Source organism: Streptomyces sp. NRRL F-525, from assembly GCF_000716605.1.
Classification (GTDB): Bacteria; Actinomycetota; Actinomycetes; order Streptomycetales; family Streptomycetaceae; genus Streptomyces.
Genome location: NZ_JNXE01000061.1, coordinates 17,976 through 29,098, shown reverse-complemented (window position 1 = coordinate 29,098; position 11,123 = coordinate 17,976). Strand labels below are relative to the sequence as shown.

Sequence of the window (11,123 nt, the reverse complement as noted above, 5' to 3'; positions counted from 1 at the left end):
AGGGAAACGCCCGGTTACATTCCGAACCCGGAAGCTAAGCCTTACAGCGCCGATGGTACTGCAGGGGGGACCCTGTGGGAGAGTAGGACGCCGCCGAACTCCTTTTAGAGCTCTGGCTCTTGGGCATCAGCCCAAGAGCCAGAGCTTTTTTGCGTTGGGGTAAGGTCAGGGGGCATCGTCGGCACGTTTTCCCACAGGAGGCCCCCGGGTGGAGGTCCAGGAGACCCGCGTCCAGACAGAGCGGGTGCTCACCATCCCGAACATCCTCAGCATGGCGCGCCTGGTCGGCGTACCCATCTTCCTGTGGTTGATCCTCAGGCCCGAGTTCGGTGGCCCCAAGAGCGACGGCTGGGCGCTTCTGGTGCTGATGCTGAGTGGGATCAGCGACTACCTGGACGGCAAGCTCGCGCGGCGCTGGAACCAGATCAGCAGCCTTGGCCGGCTCCTTGATCCCGCCGCGGACCGGCTCTACATTCTCTCGACTCTGGTCGGACTCACCTGGCGCGAGATTCTGCCAATCTGGTTGACCGCCGTACTGCTTGCGCGAGAGCTGGTCCTGCTGGTGGTGGTGGGCATCCTCAGGCGGCACGGCTATCCGCCGCTGCAGGTGAACTTCCTGGGCAAGGCAGCCACGTTCAACCTGATGTACGCGTTCCCGTTGTTGCTGCTCAGTGACGGAAGTGGTTGGCTCCCGTCACTCGCAGCGATTTTCGGATGGGCGTTCGCAGGATGGGGTACAACTCTCTATTGGTGGGCAGGAGTCCTCTACGTGGTACAAGTCCGCCGCCTGCTGCGTGCGGACGCCATGGCCGACTGACCTTGGCGATTGGGCGGTAACAGTCGCTCGATGGCCCGTTGCGCAAAAGTGCGGGACAATCTGGACTGGTGAAGTCGGCTAGACCGTCGTCTCGCAGAGGAGGACGCTTCCGACATGAAGGCCGTCGTGATGGCCGGAGGCGAAGGCACACGCCTTCGCCCCATGACCTCAAGCATGCCCAAGCCACTGTTGCCCGTGGTCAATCGACCGATCATGGAGCACGTGCTCAGGCTGCTCAAAAGGCATGGGCTCAATGAGACCGTAGTCACCGTGCAGTTCCTGGCCTCACTGGTCAAGAACTACTTCGGTGACGGCGAAGAGCTCGGGATGGAGCTCTCGTATGCCAATGAGGAGAAGCCACTCGGTACCGCCGGAAGCGTCAAGAACGCCGAAGAGGCGTTGAAGGACGATGCCTTCGTCGTCATCTCCGGTGATGCCCTGACCGACTTCGACCTCACCGAACTGATCAATTTCCACAAGGAAAAGGGTGCGCTGGTCACGGTCTGTCTGACCCGGGTGCCCAATCCGCTGGAATTCGGCATCACCATCGTCGACGAAGAGGGAAAGGTCGAGCGTTTCCTCGAGAAGCCGACCTGGGGCCAGGTTTTCTCCGACACGGTGAACACGGGCATCTATGTGATGGAGCCCGAGGTCTTCGACTATGTCGAGGCCGATGTTCCCGTCGACTGGTCCGGCGATGTCTTCCCGCAGCTGATGAAGGAAGGCAAGCCGGTCTACGGCTTTATCGCCGAGGGCTACTGGGAAGACGTCGGTACCCACGAGAGCTATGTGAAGGCGCAGGCCGATGTCCTTGAGGGCAAGGTCGACGTCGAGATCGACGGCTTCGAGCTGTCGCCGGGCGTATGGGTGGCCGAGGGTGCCGAGGTGCACCCCGACGCGGTTCTTCGCGGGCCGCTGTACATCGGTGACTACGCGAAGGTCGAGGCCGGTGCCGAAATTCGTGAGCACACCGTCATCGGTTCCAACGTCGTCGTGAAGACCGGGGCTTTTCTGCACCGGGCCGTCGTGCACGACAACGTGTACGTCGGGCAGCACAGCAATCTGCGGGGCTGTGTCGTCGGAAAGAACACCGACATCATGCGTGCGGCCCGGATCGAGGACGGCGCGGTCATCGGTGACGAGTGCCTGATCGGTGAAGAATCGATCGTGCAGGGCAATGTGCGGGTCTACCCGTTCAAGACGATCGAAGCCGGTGCCTTCGTCAACACGTCGGTCATCTGGGAGAACAGAGGCCAGGCGCATCTCTTCGGCGCACGCGGTGTGTCCGGGATCCTGAACGTGGAGATCACCCCGGAGCTCGTCGTCCGTCTCGCCGGCGCCTACGCCACGACCCTCAAGAAGGGGTCCACGGTCACCACGGCCCGCGACCACTCCCGAGGTGCCCGTGCGCTCAAGCGGGCGGTGATCTCCGCCTTGCAGACGAGCGCGATCGACGTACGGGACCTGGAGAACGTACCGCTGCCCGTGGCCCGGCAGCAGACCGCGCGGGGCAGTGCCGGCGGGATCATGATCCGGACCACACCCGGTGTGCCGGACTCCGTCGACATCATGTTCTTCGACAGTCAGGGCGCCGACCTCTCGCAGGGGAGTCAGCGCAAGTTGGACCGGGTGTTCGCGCGACAGGAGTACCGGCGCGCGTTCCCGGGCGAGATCGGGGATCTGCACTTCCCGGCCAGCGTCTTCGACTCGTACACCGGGTCGCTGTTGAGGAATGTCGACACGACCGGGATCGCCGAATCCGGTCTGAAGGTCGTCGTGGACGCGTCGAACGGCAGCGCCGGGCTCGTGCTGCCCAGCCTGCTCGGCAAGCTCGGTGTGGACTCGCTGACGATCAATCCCGGGCTCGACGAGTCCAGGCCGACGGAGACCGCGGACACGCGGCGCTCCGGGCTGGTGCGGCTCGGCGAGATCGTGGCCTCCGCGCGGGCCGCGTTCGGGGTGCGGTTCGACCCCGTCGGTGAGCGGCTCTCGCTCGTCGACGAGAAGGGGCGGATCGTCGAGGACGACCGGGCCCTGCTGGTGATGCTCGACCTGGTGGCCGCGGAGCGACGCAGCGGGCGGGTGGCGCTGCCGGTGACCACCACGAGGATCGCCGAGCAGGTGGCGGCGTATCACGGGACCCAGGTCGAGTGGACGACGACCTCGCCGGACGACCTGACCAGGGTCGGGCGTGACGAGACGACCATCTTCGGCGGGGACGGCAAGGCCGGGTTCATCATCCCGGAGTTCAGCAGCGTCTTCGACGGCGCGGCAGCCTTCGTACGACTCATCGGGCTGGTGGCGCGGACGCAGTTGACGCTGAGCCAGATCGACGCCCGGATTCCGCGGGCGCACGTCCTAAAGCGGGACCTGGCTACTCCCTGGGCCGTCAAGGGACTTGTGATGCGGCGGGTCGTGGAAGCGGCCGGCGATCGCTTTGTCGATACGACGGACGGTGTGCGAGTCGTGGAGACGGACGGGCGCTGGGTGATGGTGCTGCCCGACCCCGCCGAGGCGGTCACGCATCTGTGGGCCGAAGGGCCCGACGACGCCTCCGCGCAGGCCCTGTTGGACGAGTGGTCGGCGGTCGTGGACAGCGCCGGACGGTAAAACACCACGCACGCGCGCGTGCCGGACATGCGTCCCCAAGGGGGCCTGTCCGGCACGCCGGTGGGGCCATTCGGAGGTACAGGCCACCACGTGCGACGATGTGCGGCATGCCGCAGCAGCCCCCCGTTCGGAGCACACCCGCGCGCCCTTCGCGGCTGGACGCGTCCATGTCGCTGCTCACCAATGTCATGGACCACAGCCTCGACGACGGCTACGCCGAGGCGGCTGCTCGGAAGAAGGCCGCGGGCGAGAGTGGCATGCCGAAGACCCTCCGGGCGAAGCTCGGGCTCGCCGCCGGCCTGGTGCTGGCGGCGCTCGTCGTGACCGTAGGAGCGGCGCAGGCGCGGGTGGCCGCCCCCGTGGTGGCCAAGGAGCGCCAGGAGCTGATCGACCGTATCGACAAGGAGACCACGTCGGCGGACAAGCTGGAGGGCTCCGTCGACTCGCTCCGGGACGACGTGAGCGCGCGGCAGCGGGCGGCGCTGAAGGCGAGTGGCGGCAGTGGGCAGGCCGACCTGGTGAGTATGTTGTCCGGTGCCACCGCGGTGCACGGCCCCGGTGTGAAGCTCGTTGTCGACGATGCCAAGGAAGCGAGTTCCGGCGGGGGCGACAACCCGCGTGAGACCGCGGACTTCTCCGACACCGGGCGGGTGCGCGACCGTGACATGCAGCGCGTCGTCAACGGACTGTGGGCGGCGGGCGCCGAGGCCGTCTCCATCAACGGGCAGCGGCTGACGGCGCTGTCCGCGATCAGGGCCGCGGGTGACGCGATACTGGTCGACAACAGGCCGCTGGTACCGCCTTACACGGTGCTCGCGGTGGGGGACGGCAAGCGGCTGAGCACCAGGTTCCAGAACGGTGCCGACGGGCTCTATCTGCACGCCCTGGAAGACAACTACGGCATCAGGGCGACCATCGCCGTGGAGAGCGATCTCCGGCTGCCCGCCGCGCCGAGTGTGATCGTACGTACAGCACAGCCGAGAACTGAGAAGGGCACATCGTGATCGCCGTACTGGGCCTCATCGTGGGAGTGGTGGCCGGAATCCTGGTCCGGCCTGAGGTGCCGGTGGTCGTGGAGCCCTATCTGCCGATCGCCGTCGTCGCGGCGCTCGACGCGGTCTTCGGCGGGCTGCGGGCCATGCTCGACGGCATCTTCGACGACAAGGTCTTCGTGGTGTCGTTCCTGTCGAACGTGGTCGTGGCCGCCCTGATCGTGTTCCTGGGTGACAAGTTGGGCGTCGGGGCCCAGTTGTCCACGGGGGTCGTGGTCGTCCTCGGGATCCGGATCTTCTCCAACGCGGCTGCCATTCGCCGGCACGTCTTCCGGGCGTGAGGTCGATGAGCAACGAAGACGAGCGGCCTGAACACAGGCTGCGCAGGGAACTGCCTGAAGAGATTCCGGCGTCTGTCTCCTCGGAGGCGCCGGTCCCCGAGGAGAAGTCCGGGCCCACCGTGACGGGTCGGCAGCGGCTGGTGCAGGGGCTGTGGCCGCCGCGTGTGAGCCGGGCCCAACTCATCGTCGCGGTGCTGCTGTTCGGCCTCGGTTTCGGGCTGGCCGTACAGGTCGCCTCGAACAGCAACAGCGACAGCGCGCTGCGTGGGGCACGGCAGGAAGATCTTGTGCGGATTCTCGATGAACTGGACGACCGTACTCAGCGTCTTGAAGACGAGAAGCAGGGTCTGCAGAAACAGCGCGACGAGCTGGAGAACAGCTCCGACCAGGCCGAGGAGGCACGCAAGCAGACGGCCGAGAAGGAGAAACAACTCGGCATTCTGGCGGGCACCGTGGCCGCGCAGGGACCCGGCATCACGATGACCATCGACGACACGAAGGGAACGGTCGAGGCGGACATGCTGCTCGACGCGGTCCAGGAGTTGCGCGCGGCCGGCGCGGAGGCGATCCAGGTGAACGACGTACGGGTCGTGGCCAACACGTATCTGACGGACTCCGGCAAGAGCGTGAGCGTCGACGGGAACAAGATCAACGCCCCCTATCGTTTCAAGGTCATCGGCAAGCCGCAGGATCTCGAACCGGCGCTCAACATCCCTGGAGGCGTGGTGCAGACTCTCGAGAAGGAGCAGGCCACCGTTACCGTCGGGCGGTCGGCCAAGATCGTCGTGGATGCCTTGCGGGCGGCGAAGCAGCCTGACTACGCTCGGTCGTCCTCCCAGTGAACCGGGGGTGCATGGGGATCGTCCGGCGAGGGCATGAGGTTGCGGGGGGTCGACGCACCGATTGGGTGGTGCGTGGTGGAAACTGTCTGGTGGATACGGACGTTGTGAGGATGTCCGGGTCAACCGGTGTGTTCAATCAGGGTTCGTCCTGCCCCACGGGCGGGTCTGTTTCGGTCAAGGGGAATCGCCCGTGAAGTTGTTTGCGAAGTTGTTCGGCAAGAGTGCGAAAGAGGGCAGCGACAGCCAGACCGCTCGCCACCGCGCACAACCGGACGCAGAAGGCCAGCGCCCGCTGTTCCGCGACCAGGTCGGTGGCCAGGGCGCGCCGTCGGTTGACCCTGCGCAGTCCGGCGACATAGGTTTCGGGCAACCGTCAACCTCAAGTACGGGTGGAGGGTTTTCCCCTATGTCGGCCCTGGTGTGTACGAGGTGCGGTAACCGCAACGCGGAGAACAGCCGCTTCTGTTCCAACTGCGGTGCGCCGCTGCGCCCCGGCGCGACCCCGGAGCGTCCGTCCGAGACGACCTCCACGATCTCCATCTCCGGTCTCGAGGCCTACGACGCCGAAGTGACCGGTCAGACGCAGATGCCCACGCTCTCCCCGGAGGCGCAGGCCGCCGTCGACGCCCTGCCGTTGGGCTCGGCGCTGCTGGTGGTGCGACGTGGTCCGAACTCGGGCAGCCGCTTCCTGCTGGACGGTGAGCTGACCACGGCCGGCCGTCATCCGCAGAGCGACATCTTCCTGGACGACGTGACGGTCTCGCGCCGCCATGTGGAGTTCCGGCGCTCTCCTGACGGTTCGTTCACGGTCGCCGACGTCGGCAGCCTGAACGGCACGTACGTCAACCGCGAGCGCATCGACTCGGTCTCGCTGGCCAACGGTGACGAGGTGCAGATCGGCAAGTACCGGCTGGTGTTCTACGCGAGCCAGCGGGGTTACTGACCCTCCCTCGGACTGGGTCCGGGGGATTCCCCCAGGAAGGTCCATGCTTCAAACACCGAGCGGCGGTGCCGGACACGGTACCGCCGCCGCGGACACTGGGCTGATGAGCATCGGCACGGTGCTGACCGTGCTGCGCGACGAGTTCCCCGAAGTCACCATCTCCAAGATCCGTTTCCTGGAGTCGGAGGGCCTCATCGAGCCGCAGCGGACCCCTTCCGGGTACCGCAAGTTCAGCCCCGCCGACGTCGAGCGCCTCGGCCATGTCCTGAGGATGCAGCGGGACCACTATCTGCCGCTCAAGGTGATCCGTGAGCACCTCGACGCCATGGAGCGCGGTGAGGCGGCGCCGCTGCCCACCGTGGGGCGTCAGCGGGACGGCGAGGTCGTCCTGGAGCCCGTGGAGGGGCCCACGGCGGCGCGGATCGGGCGGGCCGAGCTGATGGCCGCCGCCGGGATCGGCGAGCAGGAGCTCGACGAGTGGGAGTCGTACGGACTCATCGCCCCGCTGCCGGACGGGGTCTACGACGCGGAAGCCGTCACCGTGGCCGGACTTGTCCTCGAACTCGGGCGGTTCGGGATCGAGCCGCGGCATCTGCGCGCCATGAAGGCCGCCGCCGACCGTGAGGCGGGGCTCGTCGACCAGGTGGTGGCCCCGCTCAAGCGCCACCGCAATCCGCAGACCAGGGCCCACGCGGAGGCCCGTACGAAGGAACTGGCGGGGCTCACGGTGAAGCTGCACGCCGCTCTGGTGCAGACCGCGCTGGGCGTCCGCCTGCCCTGAGACGGGCGGCTCCGCGGCTGCCTGATCGGTCACCCGTTCCCGGCCCGACTACCCAAACGTCCCGGGCACGGCCTAGGGTTGCTGTGTGAACGAGCTCGATGTCGTAGGTGTCCGGGTCGAAATGCCCTCCAACCAACCGATCGTGCTCCTGCGTGAAGTGGGAGGCGACCGCTACCTCCCCATCTGGATCGGGCCCGGGGAGGCGACGGCGATCGCCTTCGCTCAGCAGGGCATGGCCCCCGCACGACCGCTGACCCACGACCTGTTCAAGGACGTGCTGGAGGCCGTCGGCCAGGAGCTGACCGAAGTGCGCATCACGGATCTGCGGGAGGGCGTCTTCTACGCGGAGCTGGTCTTCGCCAGCGGCGTCGAGGTGAGCGCCCGCCCGTCCGACGCCATAGCGCTGGCACTGCGCACCGGGACGCCGATCTACGGCAGTGACGGTGTGCTCGACGACGCGGGCATCGCGATCCCGGACGAGCAGGAGGACGAGGTGGAGAAGTTCCGCGAGTTCCTCGACCAGATCTCGCCCGAGGACTTCGGCACCAACAGCCAGTGAGCCGGGGGGCCGGCGAGGAAATGCTGGCATTTGCCACCGGCGTGTGAGAGCGTCCTGCGACTCTCCGCGAGCGCATTCGGCTAGCCTTTCCCCGCGGTGGGACACGGGAAACCACTCCTTGGGTGATTATCACTCGGCGTGCCGAGTGTGGCGATCGTTGACGCACCCCTGGTGACTGCCTACCGTCGAGAAGGCAGGTCAAGGACGGAGGTCGGCGTGAGAAGCAGCGGCGACGGTACGGCTGGGGGTGCCCCGGAACGCAGTTTCGGGGACAGAGGTCCGTACCCGCTTCACGGCAGTACGGCCGATCGCATTCCGCAGCGGCCGGCGGCAGTGCCGACCAGCGGAGGGGCGACGTCCATGGCGTCCGAGGAGATCGGTTACCGAGGGCCTACGGCCTGTGCGGCGGCCGGCATCACCTATCGGCAACTGGACTACTGGGCGCGTACCGGGCTCGTGGAGCCCAGCGTGCGGCCCGCACACGGGTCGGGGACGCAGCGGCTCTACAGCTTCCGGGACGTCGTCGTCCTGAAGATCGTCAAGCGGTTCCTCGACACGGGTGTGTCGCTGCAGAACATCCGCAGCGCCGTTCTGCACCTGCGGGAGTGCGGCTTCCGCGATCTGGAGCGCATGACGCTCATGAGCGACGGCGCCACGGTCTACGAGTGCACGTCGCCGGACGAGGTGCACGCGCTGCTCCAGGGCGGCCAGGGCGTCTTCGGGATCGCCGTGGGTGTCGTGTGGCGGGATGTCGAGAGCGCCCTGTCGCAGCTGCACGGGGAGCGCGTCGACACCGGCGAGACGCTCGTCGGGGTCAACCCCGCCGACGAGCTGGCCAGGCGGCGCAACCGGGCCGTCTGAGGGCCCGGCGGGAGCCGTAGCGGGGCATTGTCAGTGGCGTAGGGCAGCATCGGAGATGTGAGAACCGCGCCCACGATCCTGCATCTCGACATGGATGCCTTCTTCGCCTCGGCGGAGCAGGCGTCCAAGCCGAGCCTGCGCGGGAAGGCCGTCGTGGTGGGCGGGCTCGGGCCGCGCGGGGTGGTCGCCACGGCGTCGTACGAGGCACGGGTCTTCGGGGTGAACTCGGCGATGCCCATGGCCCAGGCGCGGCGGCTCGCGCCGAACGCCGCGTATCTCGTGCCGCGCTTCGGGTTCTACCGGTCGATCAGCGAGCAGGTGATGGGGCTGCTGCGGGCGTTGTCGCCGCTGGTGGAGCCGCTCAGCCTGGACGAGGCGTTCGTGGACCTGGAGGCCGGGGGAGCGGCTTGGGACGCCGAGTCCGCGCAGCTGACCGGGGCGCGGCTGCGGGCCGACATACGGGCGGTCACGGGGCTCACGGGGTCGGTGGGCCTGGCCGCCTCCAAGATGATCGCGAAGATCGCCTCCGAGCGCGCCAAGCCGGACGGGCTCGTGCTGATCGAGCCGGGGACCGAGCGGACGTTGCTGGGGCCGTTGTCGGTGCGCACGCTGCCGGGTGTCGGGCCGGCGACGGGTGATCATCTGCGGCGGGCCGGGATCACCACGGTCGACGAGATCGCCGAGGCGGGCGAGGACGAGCTCGTCCGGCTGGTGGGCAAGGCGCACGGGCACGGGCTGTACGCCATGGCGCTGGCGCACGACGAGCGGCCCGTGGTGGCCGAGCGGGAGACCAAGTCGGTGTCGGTCGAGGACACGTACGACGTGGACATCCATGACCGGATCCGGGTGGGCCTGGAGGTGCAGCGGCTGGCCGACCGGTGTGTACGGCGGCTGCGGGCGGCCGGGCTGTCGGGGCGGACCATCGTGCTGAAAGTGCGGCGGTACGACTTCTCGACGCTGACCCGGTCCGAGACGCTGCGCGGGCCCACCGACGATCCCGGGGTGGTGCGGGAGGCGGCGGCCCGGTTGCTGGACTCCGTGGACACCACGGGCGGGGTGCGGCTGCTCGGGGTGGGGGTCTCCGGGCTCGCCGACTACACGCAGGAGGACCTGTTCGCGCAGGCGGCGGGGGAGCCCGACCTTCTTGAGGAGGAGCACACCGAGGAGGACAGGGGCGAGGAGCTGGCGGTGCCCGTGGAGCGGCGCTGGCCCGCGGGGCACGATGTGCGCCACGCCGGGTTCGGGCACGGGTGGGTGCAGGGGAGCGGGCTGGGGCGGGTCACGGTGCGGTTCGAGACGCCTGAGGATGCGGGGCCGGGGCGGGTGCGGACGTTCCGGACCGACGATCCCGAGTTGTCACCGGCGGAGCCGTTGCCGTTGGTGACACGGGAGGCGGAGGGCTCGGCGCCGGTGCCGTGGGCGGCGCGCGGAACCGGCGAACGGTCGGCCGAGCGGCCGGGGTTGGCGGAGCCCGGCCCTGATGTTCCCCAGGCCGAGGTGCTGCCACCGGACGCGCGGGCTGCCGACGTCTCGCCGACCGTGCCGACACACCCGACGGCGCCGGACCCTCATGCCTCGCCCGCCGCGTCGACAGCCCCGGAGACCCGAAGACCCGGCGGCCGGCCGCGCGTCTAACCGCCTCAGGTGTCGTCCGAGCCCGCCAGCTTGCCGAAGTCGTGGTCCGGGAGGGACGGGGGCGGGCCCACGTCGAGGCCGTAGTGGTGGTAGAGCTGGAGCTCCTGGTCCGGGGAGAGGTGGCGGCCCACTCCGAAGTCGGGGGCGTCCTTGATCAGGGAGCGGTCGAAGGGGATGCGGAGGGTGCCCTCGATCAGTTCGCTGGGCTCCAGGGGGACGAAGGCGTCTCTGGAGAACAGGCCGGTGCGTATGGCCGCCCACTCCGGTTCGCCGGTCGCGTCGTCGAGGTAGACCTCGTCGATCGTGCCGATCTTGGCGCCGGTGCGGTCGAACGCCTTGCGGCCGATCAGGTTGCGCGGATCGATATCGGTCTGCACGGGCCCTCCTCCTGGTCGCAACTCATCCGTAAGCACTACAAAAGAGCACATTGGGGAAGGTGGCCACTCGAAAGCTCGGCTTCAACGCGCGCTGGTAGGCTGGCGAACGGCTGCTGACCCCGTGCGGGAGAGTCCTCCAGACTTCACCGGAGGCGCCGAAGGAGCAAATCCTCCCCGGAATCTCTCAGGCTCACGTACCGCACGGACGAGGTCACTCTGGAAAGCAGGGCGGGTGCCGAAGACGGCCCCCGCTCTCACCGACGGTGAAAGCCGGGTGCCCTTCGGGATGCCCGGTGAAGCTCTCAGGTTGAGATGACAGAGGGGGAGGCCGTCCGGGCACCCCACCGTCGTGGTGTCCCCCGAAG

General features: G+C 68.1%; 11 protein-coding genes, 1 rRNA gene and 1 riboswitch. Of the genes, 11 read left to right on the top strand and 1 reads right to left on the bottom strand.

Going from position 1 to position 11,123, the window contains the following annotated elements; all coding sequences use genetic code 11:
• From rrf to OO69_RS46050, 11 genes are all read left to right on the top strand, one after another.
• Nucleotides 1-99 (top strand): 5S ribosomal RNA (gene rrf / locus OO69_RS49665); the annotation flags it as partial.
• A gap of 109 nt (nucleotides 100-208) precedes the next feature.
• Entirely contained in the window at nucleotides 209-817 is a 609-nt protein-coding gene (locus OO69_RS46095; RefSeq protein ID WP_033287014.1) for a CDP-alcohol phosphatidyltransferase family protein, read from the top strand.
• 114 nt (nucleotides 818-931) lie between these two features.
• Nucleotides 932-3,427 carry a mannose-1-phosphate guanyltransferase gene (locus OO69_RS46090; RefSeq protein ID WP_033287013.1) on the top strand — a complete coding sequence of 832 codons (2,496 nt, stop codon included), beginning with the start codon at nucleotides 932-934 and terminating at the stop codon, nucleotides 3,425-3,427.
• Nucleotides 3,428-3,534: 107 nt separating this feature from the next.
• Nucleotides 3,535-4,431, top strand: coding sequence for a DUF881 domain-containing protein (locus OO69_RS46085; protein WP_234444707.1), 897 nt, complete (start codon nucleotides 3,535-3,537; stop codon nucleotides 4,429-4,431).
• Nucleotides 4,428-4,760, top strand: coding sequence for a small basic family protein (locus OO69_RS46080; protein ID WP_019059351.1), 333 nt, complete (start codon nucleotides 4,428-4,430; stop codon nucleotides 4,758-4,760). Before OO69_RS46085 ends, OO69_RS46080 begins: the two co-directional genes overlap by 4 nt.
• A gap of 5 nt (nucleotides 4,761-4,765) precedes the next feature.
• Entirely contained in the window at nucleotides 4,766-5,602 is an 837-nt protein-coding gene (locus tag OO69_RS46075; RefSeq protein ID WP_033287011.1) for a DUF881 domain-containing protein, read from the top strand.
• Nucleotides 5,603-5,663: 61 nt separating this feature from the next.
• Nucleotides 5,664-6,545 (top strand): FHA domain-containing protein, encoded by an 882-nt coding sequence (locus OO69_RS51030; RefSeq protein WP_078652887.1) that lies wholly within the window; start codon nucleotides 5,664-5,666, stop codon nucleotides 6,543-6,545.
• A gap of 43 nt (nucleotides 6,546-6,588) precedes the next feature.
• A complete protein-coding gene (locus OO69_RS46065; RefSeq protein ID WP_033287009.1) occupies nucleotides 6,589-7,326 on the top strand; it encodes a MerR family transcriptional regulator in 738 nt (245 codons plus the stop codon).
• Nucleotides 7,327-7,411: 85 nt separating this feature from the next.
• Nucleotides 7,412-7,885: a bifunctional nuclease family protein gene (locus OO69_RS46060; RefSeq protein ID WP_006123076.1), complete on the top strand. Its 474-nt coding sequence runs from the start codon at nucleotides 7,412-7,414 to the stop codon at nucleotides 7,883-7,885.
• A 216-nt stretch (nucleotides 7,886-8,101) separates the two neighbouring features.
• Nucleotides 8,102-8,746 (top strand): MerR family transcriptional regulator, encoded by a 645-nt coding sequence (locus OO69_RS46055; protein ID WP_078652886.1) that lies wholly within the window; start codon nucleotides 8,102-8,104, stop codon nucleotides 8,744-8,746.
• A 57-nt stretch (nucleotides 8,747-8,803) separates the two neighbouring features.
• Nucleotides 8,804-10,381: a DNA polymerase IV gene (locus tag OO69_RS46050; RefSeq protein ID WP_234444706.1), complete on the top strand. Its 1,578-nt coding sequence runs from the start codon at nucleotides 8,804-8,806 to the stop codon at nucleotides 10,379-10,381.
• A 5-nt stretch (nucleotides 10,382-10,386) separates the two neighbouring features.
• On the opposite strand, the gene OO69_RS46045 is transcribed toward OO69_RS46050, so the two are convergent.
• Nucleotides 10,387-10,758, bottom strand: a complete 372-nt coding sequence (locus OO69_RS46045) for a PRC-barrel domain-containing protein (protein WP_033287007.1) — start codon at nucleotides 10,756-10,758, stop codon at nucleotides 10,387-10,389.
• Between the two features lie 114 nt (nucleotides 10,759-10,872).
• A riboswitch (glycine riboswitch) is annotated at nucleotides 10,873-10,968 on the top strand.
• The last annotated feature ends 155 nt before the right edge of the window (nucleotides 10,969-11,123 follow it).

What these genes read in the sequence shown, in the direction of transcription:
- OO69_RS46090 (WP_033287013.1), top strand. Translation starts at nt 932, where the DNA reads ATGAAGGCCGTCGTGATGGCCGGAGGCGAAGGCACACGCCTTCGCCCC.
- OO69_RS46075 (WP_033287011.1), top strand. Translation starts at nt 4,766, where the DNA reads ATGAGCAACGAAGACGAGCGGCCTGAACACAGGCTGCGCAGGGAACTG.
- OO69_RS46085 (WP_234444707.1), top strand. Translation starts at nt 3,535, where the DNA reads ATGCCGCAGCAGCCCCCCGTTCGGAGCACACCCGCGCGCCCTTCGCGG.
- OO69_RS46065 (WP_033287009.1), top strand. Translation starts at nt 6,589, where the DNA reads ATGCTTCAAACACCGAGCGGCGGTGCCGGACACGGTACCGCCGCCGCG.